General features: G+C 71.3%; 16 protein-coding genes. 10 read left to right on the top strand and 6 right to left on the bottom strand.

What is annotated here, in order from left to right; genetic code table 11:
* Nucleotides 1-68 precede the first annotated feature (68 nt).
* Nucleotides 69-1,103 carry a LacI family DNA-binding transcriptional regulator gene (locus tag ACQHII_RS42900; protein ID WP_427924331.1) on the bottom strand — a complete coding sequence of 345 codons (1,035 nt, stop codon included), beginning with the start codon at nucleotides 1,101-1,103 and terminating at the stop codon, nucleotides 69-71.
* Between the two features lie 140 nt (nucleotides 1,104-1,243).
* Between ACQHII_RS42900 and ACQHII_RS42895 the strand changes: the two genes are divergently transcribed.
* Both ACQHII_RS42895 and ACQHII_RS42890 read left to right on the top strand, forming a co-directional pair.
* Nucleotides 1,244-1,918 carry a TetR/AcrR family transcriptional regulator gene (locus tag ACQHII_RS42895; protein ID WP_427924330.1) on the top strand — a complete coding sequence of 225 codons (675 nt, stop codon included), beginning with the start codon at nucleotides 1,244-1,246 and terminating at the stop codon, nucleotides 1,916-1,918.
* Nucleotides 1,919-1,953: 35 nt separating this feature from the next.
* Nucleotides 1,954-3,090: an FAD-dependent oxidoreductase gene (locus tag ACQHII_RS42890; protein ID WP_427924329.1), complete on the top strand. Its 1,137-nt coding sequence runs from the start codon at nucleotides 1,954-1,956 to the stop codon at nucleotides 3,088-3,090.
* A gap of 7 nt (nucleotides 3,091-3,097) precedes the next feature.
* Here the strand turns inward: ACQHII_RS42890 and ACQHII_RS42885 are convergent, their stop codons facing one another.
* Entirely contained in the window at nucleotides 3,098-3,778 is a 681-nt protein-coding gene (locus tag ACQHII_RS42885; RefSeq protein WP_427924328.1) for a TetR/AcrR family transcriptional regulator, read from the bottom strand.
* Nucleotides 3,779-3,883: 105 nt separating this feature from the next.
* Between ACQHII_RS42885 and ACQHII_RS42880 the strand changes: the two genes are divergently transcribed.
* Nucleotides 3,884-4,447 (top strand): NAD(P)H-dependent oxidoreductase, encoded by a 564-nt coding sequence (locus tag ACQHII_RS42880; protein WP_427924327.1) that lies wholly within the window; start codon nucleotides 3,884-3,886, stop codon nucleotides 4,445-4,447.
* 73 nt (nucleotides 4,448-4,520) lie between these two features.
* Here ACQHII_RS42880 and ACQHII_RS42875 read toward each other — a convergent pair whose 3' ends face one another.
* Both ACQHII_RS42875 and ACQHII_RS42870 read right to left on the bottom strand, forming a co-directional pair.
* Nucleotides 4,521-5,402, bottom strand: coding sequence for an LLM class F420-dependent oxidoreductase (locus ACQHII_RS42875; RefSeq protein ID WP_427924326.1), 882 nt, complete (start codon nucleotides 5,400-5,402; stop codon nucleotides 4,521-4,523).
* A 74-nt stretch (nucleotides 5,403-5,476) separates the two neighbouring features.
* Nucleotides 5,477-6,424 carry a TerC family protein gene (locus ACQHII_RS42870; RefSeq protein WP_427924325.1) on the bottom strand — a complete coding sequence of 316 codons (948 nt, stop codon included), beginning with the start codon at nucleotides 6,422-6,424 and terminating at the stop codon, nucleotides 5,477-5,479.
* A gap of 214 nt (nucleotides 6,425-6,638) precedes the next feature.
* Here ACQHII_RS42870 and ACQHII_RS42865 point away from each other — a divergent pair, with 214 nt between their 5' ends.
* The 3 genes from ACQHII_RS42865 to ACQHII_RS42855 all read left to right on the top strand — a co-directional run bounded on the left by ACQHII_RS42865 (nucleotide 6,639) and on the right by ACQHII_RS42855 (nucleotide 10,516).
* Nucleotides 6,639-7,613 (top strand): alpha/beta hydrolase, encoded by a 975-nt coding sequence (locus ACQHII_RS42865; protein ID WP_427924324.1) that lies wholly within the window; start codon nucleotides 6,639-6,641, stop codon nucleotides 7,611-7,613.
* Nucleotides 7,614-7,851: 238 nt separating this feature from the next.
* Nucleotides 7,852-8,946, top strand: coding sequence for a helix-turn-helix domain-containing protein (locus tag ACQHII_RS42860; RefSeq protein ID WP_427924323.1), 1,095 nt, complete (start codon nucleotides 7,852-7,854; stop codon nucleotides 8,944-8,946).
* Between the two features lie 229 nt (nucleotides 8,947-9,175).
* On the top strand, nucleotides 9,176-10,516 hold the full coding sequence (locus tag ACQHII_RS42855) for a jacalin-like lectin (RefSeq protein ID WP_427924322.1): 1,341 nt from the start codon (nucleotides 9,176-9,178) through the stop codon (nucleotides 10,514-10,516).
* A gap of 77 nt (nucleotides 10,517-10,593) precedes the next feature.
* On the opposite strand, the gene ACQHII_RS42850 is transcribed toward ACQHII_RS42855, so the two are convergent.
* Nucleotides 10,594-11,589: an Lrp/AsnC family transcriptional regulator gene (locus tag ACQHII_RS42850; RefSeq protein ID WP_427924321.1), complete on the bottom strand. Its 996-nt coding sequence runs from the start codon at nucleotides 11,587-11,589 to the stop codon at nucleotides 10,594-10,596.
* Between the two features lie 141 nt (nucleotides 11,590-11,730).
* Here ACQHII_RS42850 and ACQHII_RS42845 point away from each other — a divergent pair, with 141 nt between their 5' ends.
* Nucleotides 11,731-13,353, top strand: a complete 1,623-nt coding sequence (locus tag ACQHII_RS42845; protein ID WP_427924320.1) for an MFS transporter — start codon at nucleotides 11,731-11,733, stop codon at nucleotides 13,351-13,353.
* A 62-nt stretch (nucleotides 13,354-13,415) separates the two neighbouring features.
* On the opposite strand, the gene ACQHII_RS42840 is transcribed toward ACQHII_RS42845, so the two are convergent.
* Nucleotides 13,416-14,369, bottom strand: a complete 954-nt coding sequence (locus tag ACQHII_RS42840; protein WP_427924319.1) for an SMP-30/gluconolactonase/LRE family protein — start codon at nucleotides 14,367-14,369, stop codon at nucleotides 13,416-13,418.
* A gap of 293 nt (nucleotides 14,370-14,662) precedes the next feature.
* On the opposite strand from ACQHII_RS42840, the gene ACQHII_RS42835 reads away from it, so the two are divergent.
* The 3 genes from ACQHII_RS42835 to ACQHII_RS42825 are packed head-to-tail and all read left to right on the top strand — an operon-like array spanning nucleotide 14,663 to nucleotide 18,293.
* Nucleotides 14,663-16,009, top strand: coding sequence for a flavin-containing monooxygenase (locus ACQHII_RS42835; RefSeq protein WP_427924318.1), 1,347 nt, complete (start codon nucleotides 14,663-14,665; stop codon nucleotides 16,007-16,009).
* Nucleotides 16,006-16,884 carry an SDR family NAD(P)-dependent oxidoreductase gene (locus tag ACQHII_RS42830; protein ID WP_427924317.1) on the top strand — a complete coding sequence of 293 codons (879 nt, stop codon included), beginning with the start codon at nucleotides 16,006-16,008 and terminating at the stop codon, nucleotides 16,882-16,884. The genes ACQHII_RS42835 and ACQHII_RS42830 overlap by 4 nt, the downstream gene beginning before the upstream one ends.
* Complete coding sequence (locus ACQHII_RS42825) at nucleotides 16,881-18,293, top strand: aldehyde dehydrogenase family protein (protein ID WP_427924316.1); 1,413 nt, start codon at nucleotides 16,881-16,883, stop codon at nucleotides 18,291-18,293. Before ACQHII_RS42830 ends, ACQHII_RS42825 begins: the two co-directional genes overlap by 4 nt.
* Nucleotides 18,294-18,295: the final 2 nt, after the last annotated feature.

Here is an 18,295-nt window from a genome sequence, read left to right as displayed (position 1 = left end):
TGGTTGAGCACGCAACATTCTAGTCGCGTACGGCGGGTTCGCCCCGGCCCGCGCTCATCGGATCCGGTTCAGCTGGAGTCGCGGTGCACCACCTTGGCGCCGAGCAGTTCGTGCACGGCCGGCACCGAGCCGGGGTCGCGCACCGCGTTGTCGACGAGTTCGGCCAGGTCGCGGCCGGACGGGAGCTGGATGTGGACGGTGCTCAGGCGCGGTCGCAGCAGCCGGCCGATCATCAGGTCGTCGGCGCCGACCACGGCGGTGTCCTCGGGGATGCGGATGCCCTCGTCCTGGAGGGCTCGCATCAGCAGCATCGCGTACTCGTCGTTGTACGTGAACACCGCGTCGAGGCCGAGGTCGCGCCACCGGGCGGCGGTCCCGGCGGCGCTCTCCTCGCTGTAGGAGAGGGGGAGTTCGGTCACCGTGGCGTCCGTGCCGAGCAGGGCGCGGCGCACTCCTTCGAGGCGGGGCCGGGAGAAGATCCCCATGCCCGGCTCCTCGGGCACGACCACGCCGATCCGGCGCCGGCCGCGGCCGTAGAGGTGCTCGCCCGCACAGTGGCCGACGCCCTCGTGGTCCAGGAGCATGACGTGCGCGCCCTCGATCGGCTCGGGGCCGAGGGTGAGGACGGCGCGCGCCCCGGAGCGCTTGAGGACCGCGACACCCTGCGGGCCGAGTCCGGCGCCGGGCACCAGGACGGCGACCGGGCGGAGTTCGGCCCAGGCGCGGGCGGCCTCGTCGCCGCGCAGACCGACGGAGCCGTGCTGCACGACCGTGTAGTCGAGGCGGCTGAGCGCCCACTGGAGTTCGTTGATGAACTGGCTGTAGAGAAGCCCCACTTGCATGGGCGGCGCCGGCATCAGCACCATCCGGCTGTGTCCGGCGCGCAGGCTGCGGGCCGCCGCGTGCGGGACGTACCCCAGTTCCTTGGCGGCCTCGTGGACGCGGCGGCGGGTGGGCTCGCTGATCCGTACGGCGCTGGTGTTGTTGAGGACGTAGGAGACGGTCGCGCGTGAGACGCCGGCCAGGCGGGCCACATCGGCGCTCGTGGGAACGGAGCGCGGTGCGGGCGACGGGGCTGCGGGCGTTTTCGGTATCTGCACCATGACGTACGGCATCTTGGCAGAAGCCGGGCTACGGCAGCGCGGCGGGGCAACGGTCGTCACAACGGCAACATGGTCCGGGATGTTACGAACATGTTCGTCACGAACTTGTTCGGAGCGAACATGTTCGTTACCGTGGAGGCATGACAGCTCGCCCCGACACTCCGCGCAGCCGCCGTGAACGCCCGGCGAAACCCGCCCTGAGCAGGGCGGCGATCGTCGCCGCCGCGGTGGCGGTGCTGCGCGCCGAAGGTCTGCAGAAGGTCACCATGCGGCGCCTGGCCCAAGAGCTCGACACCGGTCCGGCCTCGCTGTACGTGTACGTCCGCAACACCGCGGAGCTGCACGCGGCGGTCCTGGACGAACTGCTCGGCACGATCGGGCCCGTCCCGGCCGAGGGCTCCTGGCGCGAGCGCCTGGAGCAGATCCTCACCGCGTACACCGCGATGCTCTTCGAGCACCCGAGCCTCGCCCGTTCGGCACTGACGGCGTGGCCCAGCGGCCCGCACTACCTGAACCTGATCGAGAACCTGCTCGCCCTGCTCGACGAGGGAGGCGTTCCGCCCGCGCAGGCCGCGTGGGGCGTGGACCTGCTGCTCCAGCAGGCCACCGCGACGGCCGCCGAGCACTCGGCCGAGGACACCCCCCGGGACGACTGGGACGCCCTGACCGACGCCCTGCGCAACGTCTCCGACCGGACCCACCCGCACATCGCGGCCCGCTCCACCGAGCTGCTGTCCGGGGCGGGCGAGGCCCGTCTGTCCTGGAGATTCCAGGCGCTGATCGCCGGGATCGAGCGCACCGCCGTACCCGGCTGACACCTCAACTCCCGCCCGTTTCAAGGAGGTTCACCATGACCACCCCTCACCACCCCCTCGCGATCATCGGCGGCGGACTCGGCGGGCTCACGCTCGCCCGGGTCCTGCACGTCAACGGCGTCGAGGCCGCCGTCTTCGACCTGGACGCCTCCCCCGCCGCGCGCACCCAGGGCGGCATGCTCGACATCCACGAGGACTCGGGTCAGCCGGCGCTGCGCGCGGCGGGCCTGTACGAGGAGTTCCGCGCGCTGGTCCACCCGGGCGGCGAGGCCACCCGCGTCCTCGACAAGGCGGCCACAGTCCTGCTGGACGATCCCGACGACGGCACCGGCGGGCGCCCCGAGGTCGAGCGCGGGCAACTGCGCGACCTGCTGCTGAACTCCCTGCCCGCGGGCACCGTCCGCTGGGGCGCGAAGGTCACCGGCGCCCGCCCGCTCGACGGCGGCCGACACGAGGTGACCCTCTCCGACGGCACCTCCTTCACCACCGATCTGCTGATCGGCGCGGACGGTGCCTGGTCCCGGGTGCGGTCCCTGCTCTCGGACGCGCGGCCCGCGTACACCGGCGTCTCGTTCGTCGAGGTGGACCTTCCGGACGCCGACCTACGGCATCCGGTGAGCGCCGAGGTCGTCGGCGGCGGCATGCTGATGGCGCTCGGCGCGGGCAAGGGCTTCCTGGGCCACCGCGAGACCGACGGGAGCCTGCACATCTACGTGGCGCTCGCCGTCCCCGAGGACGCGTTCGACGGAGTCGACTTCACGGACACCGAGGCGGCGAAGGCGTACACGCTCGGGCACTTCGACGACTGGGACAAGAGCCTGCGGGCGCTGCTCGGCGACGCGGACGGGCCGCTGACCCCGCGGCGGATCCACGCGCTGCCGATCGGGCACCGCTGGGACCGGGTGCCCGGGGTCACGCTGCTGGGCGACGCGGCCCACCTGATGTCGCCGTTCGCGGGCGTCGGTGCCAACCTCGCGATGCTCGACGGGGCGGACCTGGGCCTCGCGCTGGCCGCGCACCCGGGCGACACCGAGACCGCGCTCGCCGCCTACGAGGAGAAGCTGTTCCCGCGGAGCGAAGAGGCGGCCGCGGACTCGGCGGCCAACGGCGAGCTGATGTTCCGGGCCGACGCCCCTCAGGGCATCCTCGACATGTTCGCCGGCCACGCCTGAGGCGGACTCAGCAGGGCGGGGGTGTGGCGGTCAGGCGGGCGACGAGGTCGATCCAGCCGGCTTCGAGCCGCTCCATCGGCATCCCGCACTGCCTGGTCAGATGGTTGATCAGGGCCGGGTCGAGATACGCCATGAGCGGCTGGGAGAGCAGTTCGCAGTCGGCGTCCGGCAGGATCTGCCGGAGCAGCATCGTGACGTGGGTGCGCAGCGCCAGGAGCGCGGTGTGGGAGAAACGGCGGGCCGGGTCCGGCTGTGCCGCCAGTTGCAGGTCCAGCTGCTCCGCCGAGCGGTAGAGGACCGCCACACCGAACGCCCGCAGCCGCTCGACCGGGGGCGCTCCGGGGCCCAGCGGCGGCGGCCCGCCCATGAAGTCGGCCTGGAGCGTCTTCGCCGAGTGGTCCAGCAGGGCCATCAGCAGACCGGTGCGGTCGCCGAAGCGGCGGAAGACGGTTCCCTTGCCGACCTCGGCCGCGGTGGCCACCGCTTCCATGGTGACGCCGGCCACACCGTGCTCGGCGATCAGGCGGGCGGCGGCCTCCAGCAGCTTGGCCCGGTTGCGGGCCGCGTCGGCGCGCAGGCACGGCTCGTCCCCGAAGGAGCGGACCTCCAGCAACTGGGGCTCGCTTATGGACTCCTCGGGCTTCGGAAAGGGCGGCAGGGCGCTGGACATGAAGACAGCGTAAAGCACGGGGAACAAAACTGGACCGCGGTCCGCTTAGGCTGGTACAACTTTTAAGCGGACCTCGGTCCGGATCGTAACGGCAGTGTTTCAGCCCCCCTCTTGGAGTCCCCCATGTCTGTTCGTATCCTCGCGCTCGTCGGCAGCCTGCGTGCCGGCTCGCACAACCGCCAGCTCGCCGAGGCCGCCGTGAAGTTCGCGCCCGAGGGCTCCGACATCGAGATCTTCGAGGGTCTCGCCGACATCCCGTTCTACAACGAGGACATCGACGTCGAGGGCAATGTCCCGGCCGCCGCCGCCAAGCTGCGCGCCGCCGCCGCTGCCGCGGACGGTTTCCTCTTCTTCTCCCCCGAGTACAACGGCACCATCCCGGCCGTGCTGAAGAACGCCATCGACTGGCTGTCCCGCCCCTACGGCGCCAGCGGCTTCGGCGGCAAGCCGGTCGTCGTGGTCGGCACCGCCTACGGCCAGTTCGGCGGCGTGTGGGCGCAGGACGAGGCCCGCAAGGCCGTGGGCATCGCCGGCGGCAAGGTGATCGAGGAGCTCAAGCTCTCGATCCCCGGCTCCGTGGTGCGCTTCGCCGAGACCCACCCGTCCGAGGACGCCGAGGTCGTCGCCCAGCTGACCGAGGTCCTCTCCCAGCTGAAGGGCCACGCGGACGAGGCCGTCGCCGCCTGATCGAGGCACCCCGCCGCACCGTGAAAGGGGCCGGAGTTCATGTGAACTCCGGCCCCTTTCATGTCGGTTGACGTCAGTCCAGTTCGGCCAGGCGCGGCACCGCCGGAGCCACGAACCGCTCGATCCACTCGGCCGGTTCCCCGGTGCGCGGGCCCAGGATCACCGTGTCGACACCGAGCTTGGTGAAGCCGTCGATCTCCGACAGGAAGGCGTCGAGATCGCCCGTCGTGACCGACTCCCCGGTGTGGACGATGGTCTTGCGGATCCGGTCGTAGTCGCGCCCCAGCCGGTCGCAGTGCCCGCGCAGCACCTCCAGCTTGTGCCGCAGCTCGTCCGGCGTCGACACGATCAGGTTGCAGGCGTCGGCGTACTGGGCGACGAGCCGCAGGGTCTTCTTCTCGCCGCTGCCGCCGATCATGATCTCGGGGTGCGGGCTGCTGACCGGCGCAGGCACGCACAGGGTCTCGGCCAGCCGGTAGTGCTCGCCCTCGAAGGGGCCGTTGGCCTCCGGGTCCCACATCTGGAGGCAGATCCGCAGGGTCTCCTCCAGCCGCTCGAAACGCTCCGCGACCGGCGGGTAGGACACGCCGAGACCATGGTGCTCACGGTCGTACCAGGCGGCCCCGACACCGAGCGTGGCCCGGCCGCCGGAGAGCACGTCGAGGGTGGTGGCGATCTTCGCGAGCAGCCCCGGATTCCGGTACGTCACACCGGTCACCAGCGCGCCGAGGCGGACCGTGGAGGTGTGGGCGGCCAGGAAGCCCAGTGTCGTGTAGGCCTCCAGCATGGGGTCCTCGGCGCCGCCGTTGAACTCCATCTGGAAGTAGTGGTCCATCACCGACAGCCAGCTGACGCCCGCCGCCTCGGCCGCGGCACCCGCGGCGGCCAGCTCGGGCCCGATCGACGCGGGCCCTCCGGGATGGTTGAACCGGTTGATGTGCACACCGACCCGCATGTCCGACTCCGTTCCACAGTTCGCCCGGACCTTCACCGTCCTTCGTGACGGTAGGTCTTCGAGCGTTCTCGAAGTCAAGCGCTCTGGGTCCTCGTGGCCCGCAGGCTGGTGAACGTCGTCACGGCCAGGACGAGCACGATGAAGCCGAGGGAGAAGGGGATGGAGATCTCCGGGACGTGCACCCCGGACTCGTGCAGCGCGTGCAGCACCAGTTTGACGCCGATGAAGCCGAGGATGATCGACAGGCCGTAGCTCAGGTGGACGAGCTTCTTGAGCAGGCCACCGATGAGGAAGTAGAGCTGGCGCAGGCCCATCAGGGCGAAGGCGTTGGCCGTGAACACGATGTACGGATCCTGGGTGAGGCCGTAGATCGCGGGGATGGAGTCGAGGGCGAACAGCACGTCGGTGGAACCGATGGCGAGCATCACGACCAGCATCGGCGTCATGATCCGCTTGCCGTTCTCCCTGATGAACAGCTTGGTGCCGTGATAGCGGTCGGCCACGCCGAAGCGGCGCTCGGCGATCTTGAGGAGCTTGTTCTCCTCGTACTCCTCCTCGTGTCCGCCCTTGCGGGCGTCCTGCACCAGCTTCCACGCGGTCCAGATCAGGAACGCGCCGAAGATGTAGAACACCCAGGAGAACGCGGAGATGATGGCGGCACCGGCCGCGATGAAGCCCGCGCGCAGCACCAGGGCGACGAGGACGCCGACCATCAGCACCCGCTGCTGGTACTGGGAGGGCACCGCGAACTTGCCCATGATCAGCACGAACACGAAGAGGTTGTCGACGCTCAGCGACTTCTCGGTGATGTACCCGGCGAAGAACTCACCGGTGGGCCCGCTCCCGCCGTAGAGGAGCAGTCCGAGTCCGAACAGACAGGCCAGCACGACCCAGACCACGGTCCAGATGCCAGCCTCCCTGACGGACACGTCGTGGGGTTTGCGGCCGATGAGGAAGTCGGCGCCGACGAGGGCGCACAGGGCGACGATCGTCAGCAGCCAGACGGTGAGGGAGACGTTCACTGGTGCTCCTGGTACGGGTCTGTCCGTGGGGGTTTGGACATCGTTGTCGGCGTGGAGGATCCCTTCCACGTCCCGCAGATGAACAACAGGTCACTTCCCGGCAAGGCACCCGCCGTCCGGCGGGGAGGTTCCGCCGGACGGCGGCGGGCGAACCGGGGGCGACCGCGCGGAGTATGGCCGTACGAGCCGCCGCGCCCAGCGTGAGGAGAAGCGCATGACGTCCGTCCCGCCCCCGTTCGACCCCGAACTCGCCGCAGCCCTGGAGTTGATCAAGGAGGTCATCTCGCCCGGGATGTCGCTGGAGGACATCGAGGAGATCCGCCAGGGACCGGCCATCACACAGTTGGGACAGCTGGACATCACGCTGGACGGGGCCTTCGCCGTCGAGGACCGCGAGGTGGCGGGGCCGGTCGGCGAGCCCGACATCTCGCTGCTGATCTGCCGGCCGACCGCACCCGCGACCGCCGGGCCGCTGCCCGTCATCTACCACGTGCACGGCGGCGGCATGGTGCTCGGCGACAACCGGGTCGGGGTGTCCGGGGCGCTGGAGTACGCGCGGGAACTGGACGCGGTGGTGGTGTCCGTGGAGTACCGGCTGGCGCCCGAGCATCCGCACCCCGCGCCGATCGAGGACGTGTACGCCGGCCTGCTGTGGACGGCGGAGCACGCGAAGGAGATCGGCGGCGACCCGGAGCGGATCGTTCTCATGGGCGCGAGCGCGGGCGGCGGTCTGTCCGCCGCGCTGGCCCTGCTCACCCGGGACCGCGGCGGCCCGCGCCCGATCGGCCAGTTGCTGCTGTGCCCGATGCTCGACGACCGCAACGACACCCCCTCCGCCCACCAGATGGTCGGCGTCGGCGTCTGGGACCGCACGGCCAACGAGACCGGCTGGACCGCGCTCCTCGGCGAGCGCCGCGGCGGCCCCGACGTGTCCCCGTACGCCGCGCCGGCCCGCGCGGAGGACCTCACCGGCCTGCCCCCGGCCTTCCTCGACGTCGGCTCGGCCGAGACCTTCCGCGACGAGGTCGTCACCTACGCGTCCCGCCTCTGGCAGGCGGGAGGCGTCGCCGAACTCCACGTCTGGCCCGGCGGCTTCCACGGCTTCGACGGCTTCGCCCCGCAGGCGGCGCTGTCGCAGGCGGCCCGGGCCGCTCATCTGACCTGGCTGCGGCGGCTGTTGGGGGCGTAGGGGTTCGGGCGGCTGCCGTACGAGGCCGCGGGCGAGGGCGATCGGAGGCCGCTGTCGGCACGCGTACGGTGCCGTGCCGCCCCGGTCGGCGCCGGTGGCCCGGTCGGCGCCGGTGGTCCGCGTTCGCCGGAGTGCGGAGGCGTTCCACGCGTCGCCTCCGCACTCCCCCGCGCCCCGCCCGCGAAGGAACCCTGTCCGCGGACTCCTGCACACCCGTTCCATGACGCACCATGGGGATATGAAAGAGCTGGCCGGGCGCCTGACCGCGCTGGATCCGGACGCCGGTGCCGCCGTCCAGGTCATCGGTTACTTCGATCGGCTCGCCGAGTCGCGGGCGGGTCTCGAGGCGCTGGTGCGTGGGGCGGCGGTGCTGGCCGGGTGTGCCGCGCGGCTGGTCGACGCCGAGCGGCGGGTGCGGGTGCGGGTCGAGGCGGACGGCACACGCCGGGACAGCGAGTCGCCGCCCGATCCCTCCTGGCCGTCGTTCGCGCTGGCACCGGGCGGGGCCTCGGCGCTGTGGCTGGAGCGTACGGCGGAGACGGCGCCCAGTGTCGTCGACGCGGTGATCCTGGAGCGGGCGGCCGGCGTCGTACGGCTCGTGCTCGACCGCACCCGGGGCCGGGTGCCCGCCGACGACCCGGAGCTGGTGGAGACGCTGCTCGACGCCACGGCCCCCGAGCCGGCCCGGCTGCACGCGGCCCGCCGCCTCGGCCTGGACGTGGCCGACCCCGCGACCCGGGCGCGTGCCGTCGCCCCGCTCGACCGGCCGCCCCGGGTCGTCGTCGCGCCCCGGGACAGCGGTACGTGCGGCGGCGGGCGGCCCGTGTCGGGCGCCCCGCACCCGGACGCCGGCCCGCAGCCCGCTCCGGTGCACCCGCTCCCGACGGACGCCGAGTTGCCCGCCGGACGGCTGGGCATCGGGCCCGCCGTCCCCCTACTGGACCTGCCCCGCTCCTGGGCCGCCGCCCGCACCGCCCTCCGCTTCACCGCCGACGGGACCGCGCAGGACCCCGGCGAGCGGATCGTGCACGCCGACGCGCTCGGCGGCATCGCGCTCCTCGCCGATCTGGTCGCACCGGGCGCCGAACCGCCGCCCGACGTCCACGACTTGGAGACGGCGGCGGCCAACGCGCCCTGGCTGCTGGTCACCCTGAACGCGGTCGCCGCCACCACGAGCCTGCGCGCGGCGGCCACCGAGATCAACGTCCATCACTCCACGCTCCAGGACAGGTTGACCCACGCGGAGTCCCTGCTGGGCTGGCCGGTACGCACCCCGCAGGGACGGCTGCGGCTGCAACTGGCGCTGACGATGCGGCATCTGGCGCGCCCGTAGCGGCCGGGGCCACGCCGGTCGAGCGGTTGCTGTCGGCCCGCACCCCTGGACGGTATCCCCCCGCACCGTCAACAAACGGGCGCGCAAGGGAACTTGGCCATCCCTGCGTCACGCGGAATTCCCGATTCGGTGCGGCCGGAGGGGAGTCATAGCAAGCGCTTGTCGCTACATTTTGACATGACCGCCGCACCACCCTCCCCCTCTGTCACTCCGCAGGAGGCACTTCCCCATGCGCAGACTTCTCGCCTGTCTGGCGACCGCTGCCGCGGCCCTGGGCGGGCTCACGGTGGCTGCCGCCACACCGGCCGCCGCCGCGACCTCGGGCAGCTTCAGCGTGCTCAGCTACAACATCGCCGGGCTGCCCGAGTCGCTCTCCAGCGCCTCGACGCCGCGCGACACGAGCACCACCGCGATCGGCACGCGCATCGCCCCGTACGACATCGTGAACGTGCAGGAGGACTTCAACTACCACGCCTACCTGTACTCCACCGACACGCACCCCTACCGCACCGCGACCAGCGGCGGTGCCGGTATCGGCAGCGGGCTCAACACCGTCTCCAACTACGCCTGGGACGGCGACGACTTCGAGCGGGTCGGCTGGAACTCCTGCCAGATCGACTCGGGCGACTGCCTGACCCCCAAGGGCTTCACGTTCATGCGCGAGCGCCTGGCCGAGGGCGTGTACGTCGACTTCTACAACCTGCACACCAACGCCGGCACCAACGACGGCGACGAGGCCTCCCGCGCCGACAACCTCAGCCAGCTCACCTCGTTCATCAGCACCCACTCCGCGGGCAACGCCGTCGTCGTCATGGGCGACACCAACACCCGCTACACCCGCACCGCCGACACCATCGCCGAGTTCGCCGCGAACAACGGGCTCACCGACGCCTGGGTCAAGCTGATCCGCGGCGGCGTCGCACCGGTCAAGGGCAGCGACGCGCTGGTGTGCGACCAGACCGGGGCCACCGTCCCCAACACCTGCGAGGTCGTGGACAAGGTCCTCTACCGCAGCAGCAAGCTGGTCACGCTCAACGCGACCTCGTACAACAACGAGCACGCCAAGTTCCTCACCTCGGACGGGCTGATGCTCTCCGACCACGACCCGATCACGGTCGGCTTCACCTGGTCGCAGAACGCGGACTTCCAGCTCAGCGACCAGTTCGGCGGCCCGCACGGCGACTACTACCAGGACATCGACAGCGTCCCGGCCGCCGCCCGCGCCACCAAGATCTCGCTCCGCTCCGGCTCCCGCGTCGACCAGGTCGGCATCACGCTGGCCAACGGCACCACGCTCACCCACGGCGGGACCGGCGGCACCGCGTCCTCGCTGACACTCGGCAGCGGCGAGTACGTGACCTCGGCGTACCTGTGCGAGAGCAAGTACAACGACACCACGCGGATCTTCTACGCCAAGTTCACCACCAACCTGGGCAACACCCTGGCCGGTGGCACCACCACCTCGGACTGCGTGACCCGCACCGCCCCGTCCGGCTGGCAGATCGCCGGTTTCCACGGACGCTCCGGCGACGAGCTGGACAAGGTCGGCTTCATCTACACCAAGCGCTGACCCGCCGTAACACCTCGCTTCCGCCCACCGGATCACCCGCCGCCGCGGGTGATCCGGCCCGGTGCGCTCCGGCCGGACTATGCGAACGCCGGGGGCACCAGCCGTCCGCGTGAGATGAGCGAGGTGGCCTGCTTCAGGGTGTGGACGCGGATGCTCACGGCGTAGCCGTCGATGCCCGGGACCGCGGCGACCTTGGTGGTCAGGTAGCGGTACAGGTCCTCCGTGTCACGACAGATGACGACCACCATCACATTGGACTCGCCGCTGATGGCGGCGGCGAAGGCGACCTCGTCGTGGTCCGCGAGTTCCTCGCCGACGTGGGCGAGCCGGGCGGGGGCCACCCGGAGCCACAGGGTGGCGTTGAGTGCGAACCCCAGGCGTGCGGAGAGCAGTTCGACGTCGAAGGTGAGAGCGCCCGAGTTCTCCAGAGCCTCCAGGCGCCGGCCCACGCGGGCCGTGGACCAGCCGGTGAGATCGGCGAGCTGGGTGTGGGTGGCGCGGCCGTCCTCCGCGAGCGCGTCGAGGAGCGGGGTGTCCTCGTCGGTGAGGCGTACGGGCGGTCCGGTGGGGGTCAACGGCCGTTCTCCGACGAGGAGTTGCATCTGCTCGGGCGTGAGGTGACCGCCGTAGCCCGTCCAGTCGCTTCGGCCCGTCGTGCCGAAGGGATGGATGAGCAGGTCGATGCTGACGTCCAACACCGATGCCGACCTGGGCAGTTGACGGAGCAGGACGTCGTCGCGCGGCACGTGGACCGGTGCCGTGATGATGCAGATGATCTCCGAACCGCCGGACGCGAGTCCCGCGTAGGCGATGTCGGGCCGGCGGGTGAGGACGTCGGCGAGCGGGCCGACCCGGTCGGGGCGGCAGCGGATCCGGGCCACCCAGCGCGCGTCGCCGTGGACGGCCGGATCGACCAGGCCGACCACCCGCATCACCCCGTCCCGCCGCAGCGCGTGGAAACGCCGGGCGGCGGTCTGTTCCGAGACCCCGGCCACCTCGCCGACCAGCCGGAACGAGGCACGTGGCGCGCACTGGAGGGCACGGAGGATTTTTCCGTCGACGGCGTCTGTCATGGGGAAAGTCTGACACCACTTGAGGTCGCGTTGGAGGTTTCCGGTCGCTTCTCGGTCGCACGTTGGTGATTGTCGATACCGGAGCCGATCCTGGGACGCGTGCCCGTTCGAGGGCACCGCAGTCAAGAAGGAGAGTTCTCCGTGAACGTCACGACCCCGGCGAGCGGGACGGCCGACCGACGGGCGGCCACCCTCGTCATGGCCTGCCTCGGCGTCTTCGTCGCCTACTTGCCGGTGACCACGGTCGCCGTGAGCCTGCCCGCCATCCAGTCGGCGCTGAACGCGTCGACCGCCCAACTGTCCTGGGTCCAGGACGCGTTCGTCCTGCCCATGGCCGCGTTCATCCTCACCGCCGGGGTCTTCGGCGATGTGCACGGGCGCAAGAAGGTGTTCCAGGCGGGCCTGCTGTTCGCCGCCGCCGGTGCCGCCGTGGCGCTGTGCGCGCAGTCGGTGCAGGTGCTGTGGATCGGCCAGGCGCTGGCCGGTCTCGGCGCGGCGACCCTGCTGCCCACCACCCTGGCGCTGATCAGCCACGCGGTGCCCGACCACCGGGAGCGCGGCAAGTTCATCGGCCTGTGGGCGACCTCGCTCATGGCCGCGCTGGCCGTCGGCCCGCTGATCGCCGGCGTCATCCTCGACCACACCTCGTGGCGCTGGATCTATCTGCTGTCCGTCCCCGTCCCGCTGATCGCCCTGGGCGTCGCGGCCCGGCTGCTCCCCGACTCACGGGCCCCGCACGGCCGGAAGCTGGACTGGCCCGGCCAGCTGACGGCGACCCTCTCCATCACCGCACTCGTCTACGGCGTGATCGAGGGCGGCGCCGGTTCCTTCACGGACGTCAAGGTCATGGTCGCCCTGTTCACGGCGGTGGCCGGTGGAGTCGCGTTCGTGTTCGCGGAGCGCCGCAGCGAGAGCCCGATGCTGGATCTGACGCTGTTCCGCAGCCCCGCGTTCACCGCCACCACCCTGGTCGCGATGATCACCTTCCTGGCGCTGATCGGCTTCTTCTTCCTGCTCAGCCTGTACTTCGGTCTCGTCCAGCAGCTCGACACGCTGGGGGCGGCCTGGCGGCTGCTCATGGTCACCGCGGCGGCGATCGTGGTCGGCCAGCCGGTCGGGCGGCTCATGCACCGGGTCGCCCCGCGCGTCCTGATCACGGGTGGTCTGCTGGTCATCTCCGGCGCGCTGTTCTCGCTGACCGGCGTCGACGCCGACACCTCATTTGCCTCCATCGCGTGGCGGCTGGCGCTGCTTGGCCTGGGCATCGGGACCGTCCTGACGCCGATGACCGCGACCGCCGTGGCCTCCGTGCCGTATCAGCAGGCGGGGATGGCGGCGGCCGGCAACAACGCGTTCCGGCAGGTCGGCGGCGCGCTCGGCCCGGCCGTCCTGGGCGCCCTGCTCACCACCAGGGCGCTGGACACCCTGCCCGGCCACCTGGCCGACGCGGGGGTGACGGGCGCGACGCAGCACAGCATCGTGGCGACCGCCGACGCCGGAGGTCTGGGCGCCGTCGCACACATGAACCTCGGCGCGAACACCGGGCGGGCGCTCGGCGCACTCGGCGACTCGTTCCTGGACGGCATGCGCCTGTGCCTGGTGGTGGCCGGGTCGCTGACGCTCCTCGCGGCGCTCGTCTGCGTACTGCTGCTCCGCCCACGGCAGAGCGCCGCTGCTACGGCGACTCCGGTCGCCGGCACGAACACCACTGGCGCCGCAACGGCCGCTGTCGCAGAGGCAGTTGAGCCGACGCCGCACCGTTGATCCACCCACGGGCGGGGCTCCCTTCGCGAAGAGCCGCGAAGGGAGCCCCGCCCGCTGTCGCGTCAGATCGACACGGCGACGGCGGTGAACGTCGTGTCGGGCGTCTGCGGGCTGGTGAAGCGGGCGTTGACCAGATAGAGCCGGTTGCCGAAGCGGGCGGCGGTCGTGGGGACGTCGAAGCGCGGGTCGGTGATCGTCGTGCGCAGGGTCGCGGTGGTGACCTCGGCATCGAGGTCGAACACACTGATCCGGTTCAGGCGGTTCTGGACGACGTACAGCGTCCGGCCGATCCGGAACAGACCGTCGCCGTTGACCACGTCGGACGCTCCGCTGAGAACGATCTCGGTGGCGGCGCCGGTCCTCAGGGACACGTGGTAGAGCCTGCCGGGGCTGCTGCTGACCACGATCAGGCCGTGGCCGTCCGGGGTGCCGACGATGCCGTTGGCGTTGTTCACCCCGGGCGTCTGCACCCAGTCTCCGGTGAGCGGCAGGGCGGTGACCTCGCCCGTACGGCCGCGGGGGACGCCGTAGAGCACGGCGTCGAGGGAGTCGGTGAACCAGGCGCGGTCGCCGAGCAGGGTGATGTCGTTGATGAAGTGGCCGGTGGTGGGCGTGAGTTGATAGGTCGTCAGGATCTCGCCGGTGCGGGAGTCGACGACTCGCGCGGCTCCGGTGCTGCCGGCGACGTACAGCAGGCCGTCGTGGTCGAGCTTCAGCCCGACGGAGACCAGGCCGGTGGCGCCCTCGGAGAGGACCTTGCCCTCACCGGTGCGCAGGTCGGTGCGGTAGATCGCGCCGTCGGCCCGGGAGCCCATGTAGGCGTACGGCCTGCTGCCGATGGCGATGCCCTCGGGGAGCCAGCCGTTGGGCAGGGGGAACTCCGTCGGCCAACCGGCCTCGGCGGTGGACGAGTTGGCGCGTGCCGTGCCGGTGCCGGCCGTGACGGCGAGGGCGGTCAGGGCGGCGCCGCCGAGTAAGGCGGCTCGCCGGCTGGGCCGGGGGTGGTTCCGGGTCATCGTTCGGGCCTCCGGGGACGAGTGGGGTGGGGGTGCGGTCGGGCAAACTCGGCGACTCGGGCGAGCCCTGGGACTCGGGTGAAATCTTCTTCAACTCCGCACCAAGGCTCGGCATTTGGGCAACGGCCCGTCACGGCCCGGAGTTCCCACCCGCCCCACCCGTATCCGGCGAGGTCCGCTGTCCCCGGCCGCCGGGGTCCCGTCCCTGACCGCGCGGGTCAGTTCCCGCAGGACAGCCGGTGCATACGTTTCCTCCACCACCCGTGGAACGGGACGACCGAGGAGGCAGGCTCGTGACGGAAAGCCAGTTGGACACGTGTGTGATCGGGGCGGGGCCCGCCGGGCTCGCGGTCGCCAGGGCGCTGGCGGAGCGGGGGCTGCCGTACACGCATCTGGAGCGGCACACCGGGGTCGGCGGGATCTGGGACATCGAGAATCCGGGCGGGCCGATGTACGAGTCGGCGCACTTCATCTCCAGCCGGACCCTGTCGGGCTTCAGCGGCTTCCCCATGCCCGATCACTTCGCGGACTATCCACCGCACCGGCAGATCCTGTCGTACCTGCGGTCCTTCGCCGACGCCTACGGGCTGACGGACCGGATCGAGTTCGGTGCCGGGGTCGCGAGCGTCGAGAAGAACGAGGACGGCACCTGGACCGTCGCCCGGACCGATGGGCGGGAGAGCCTGCACGGGCAGGTGGTGGTGTGCACGGGCTCGCAGTGGCATCCCAACATCCCTGACATTCCTGGGGAGTTCAGTGGGGAGATCCGGCACACTGTCGGGTACCGCAGCGCGGAGGAGTTGCGCGGCAAACGGGTGCTGGTCGTGGGTGCGGGGAACTCGGGCTGCGACATCGCGTGCGACGCGGCCCGGACGGCCGACCGTGCGGTGATCAGCATGCGGCGCGGATACTGGTTCATCCCCAAGCATCTGTTCGGGCGGCCGGTGGACACGATCGCCAACAGCGGTCCGCATCTGCCGATGTGGCTGGCGCAGCGGGTCTTCGGCGGTCTGCTGCGGATCGTCAACGGCGATCCGACGCGGCTGGGGTTGCAGAAGCCGGACCACAAGCTGTTCGAGACGCATCCGGCCATCAACTCGATGCTGATCCACCACCTCCAGCACGGCGACATCACCGCCCGGCCCGGCATCGCCCGCGCCGAGGGCAGTACCGTGCACTTCACGGACGGCACGAGCGACGACTTCGACCTGATCCTGTTGGCCACCGGCTTCGTCCACAAAGTCCCGGTCGCGCAGCGGTACTTCGGCGACGAACAGCATCCCGACCTGTATCTGTCGTCGTTCTCGCGCGAGCACCGGGGCCTGTTCGGCATCGGGTTCGTCGAGACCAACTCCGGTGCCTATCAACTCTTCGACATGCAGGGGCAGTTGATCGCCGGGTATCTGCACGACGCACGGCACGGGCCGGCCAACGCCGAGCGGTTCGCGCAGATGGTCCGCGCCGACCGGCCGGATCTGTCCGGCGGACTGAAGTTCGTCGCCTCGCCCCGGCACACCGGTTACGTCGACAGCGGGGCGTTCGTCAAGTATCTGGGCAAGGTGGCCCGGCAGCTGGGCTGGCGCACCGAGGGTCAGGCGCCGGCCGTGCGGTCCCCGCGACGGGTGGGGACGGCGGCATGAGGCGGTTCGACTTCACCGACAAGGTCGTGCTGGTCACGGGCGGCGCGGGCGGTATCGGCAGTGCGCTGTGCCAACGCTTCGCGGTGGGCGGCGCGCGGTGTGTCGTCGTCGACATCGACGGGGTGCGTGCCGAGAAGGTGGCCGCCGCTCTGCCGGGCGCCGGGCACTCGGGCATCGGCTGCGATCTCACCCAACGAGCCCAGTTGGAGGGGCTGTTCGAGCGGGTCGGCGAGATCCACGGCCGGCTCGACGTGCTGGTGAACAACGTGGGCATGACCAGCTCGGAGCGCTTCGACGCGCGCAGTGTCGAGAGCATCGAGCAGGAGATCACCCTCAATCTGACCTCACCGCTGGTCGCCACCCGGATCGCGATCCCCCTGCTGAAGGCCTCGCATGACGCCCGGGTGGTCACCACGGTCTCCCTGGGCGGGATCTTCCCGCTGGGCGAGACCCCGATCTACACGGCGTCCAAGTTCGGGCTGCGCGGCGCGATGCTCGCCATCGGTCTGGATCTGCGCGCCAGGGGCATCGTGGCGGGGTCTGTGCTGCCCTCGGCGACCGACACCCGGATGCTGCGCCAGGAGGCCGTGGACGGCGGCAACTCGATGCAGTTCCAGGACCGGCCGCAGCAGCCGGGAGACGTCGTCGCGGCCGTGGTGAGCCTGCTGGACAGGCCGCGGCTTGAGGCCTACCCCCGGTCAGGCGAGTCCCGTCTGGTCCGCTGCGCGATGCTCGTCCCGAACCTGCTGCCCAGGATCTTCCCCCTGTTCCGCAGGCGCGGCGACCGCGGCATGGCCCGCTATCTGGAGGAGCTCCGCCGCCGTGGACTGGCCCGACAGACCGACGAACGCTGGGAGTTGGTGGAGGAGGCATGACCAGGAACGAGAGCCTGACCGTCGTCAACCCCGCCACCGGCGAACCGCTCACCACCCTGCCCGCCGCGAGCGCCGACGACGTCACCAAGGCCGCCCAACAGGCCCAACTCACCTACGAATCAGGGGTTTGGTCGCAGCTCCCGGTCCGCGAGCGGAGCGCCGTACTGCTGCGGCTGGCCCAACTCATGGAACGGGACGCCGAACTCCTCGCCCGGCTCGACAGCGAGGACGCGGGCAAGCCGATCACGGAGTGCCGTACGGGGGATGTGCCGGGGGCGGTCGAGGCGGTCCGCTGGTTCGCCGAGGCGGCCGACAAGGTCTTCGGCCGGATCGCGCCGGGCGGGTCCGAGGCGCTCGGTCTCGTCAGTCGCGAGCCGGTCGGTGTCGGCGCGGCGATCCTGCCGTGGAACTACCCGCTGGCGATGGCCAGTTGGAAGATCGGCCCCGCGCTGGCCGCCGGCAACTGTCTCCTCGTGAAGCCCGCCGAGGCCACCCCGCGCTCGGCCCTCCACCTCGCCGCCCTCGCCACCGAGGCCGGCCTGCCCGACGGCGTGCTCACGGTACTGCCGGGCTACGGCGCGGAAACCGGCGCGGCCCTCGCCCACGACCCCCTCGTCCGGGCGCTCTCCTTCACCGGCTCCACCGCCACCGGCCGCCGCGTCCTCAGGGCCGCCGCCGACAGCAACTTCAAACGCGTCTCCCTGGAGATGGGCGGCAAGAGCCCGCAGGTGCTGATGGCCGACGCGCTCTCCTACGGCGACGAGCTGATCGGCGACATGATCGAGGCCGCGTTCCTGACGACGGGGCAGAACTGCACGGCCGGCTCAAGGGTGTTGGTGCACCGGAGCATCGCCGAGGAGGTCGTGGAGCGGTTCACGGCGGCGGCGCGGGAACTCGTCGTCGGCGATCCGGCCGACCCGCGGACCCAGCAAGGGCCGCTCATCGACCGCGCAGCTTTCGACCGGGTCGCGGGTGCCGTCGACGCCGCCCGCGCGGCCGGAGCGCAGATCCACACGGCGGGACTCCCCCACGGGCTCCCCGCTCACGGCGCCTACTACCCGCCCACCGTGATCACCCGCGCCCCCACCGAAAGCGCCGTACTCACAAGGGAGTTGTTCGGTCCCGTGGTCACCGTCGAGACCTTCGGCTCCGAGGAGGAGGCGGTGCGGATGGCGAACGCCACCGAGTACGGGCTCGCCGCCTCCGTCTGGACCCGTGATCTCGACACCGCGCTGCGGCTGACCCGTGGCATCGAGGCGGGCGTGGTCTCCGTCAACTCCTACAGCGAGGGGGACATCACCACGCCGTTCGGCGGCTGGAAGCAGTCCGGGTTCGGCGGCGCGGAGAAGTCGACGAACGCCTTCGACCAGTGGACGCGGGAGAAGACGGTCTGGATCCGCACCCGTTGACC

The organism is Streptomyces sp. cg40 (genome assembly GCF_050320165.1).
Lineage (GTDB): Bacteria > Actinomycetota > Actinomycetes > Streptomycetales > Streptomycetaceae > Streptomyces > Streptomyces hokutonensis.
The sequence above is the reverse complement of the archived record's forward strand: the minus strand, read 5'-3'. Positions and strand labels throughout refer to the sequence as shown.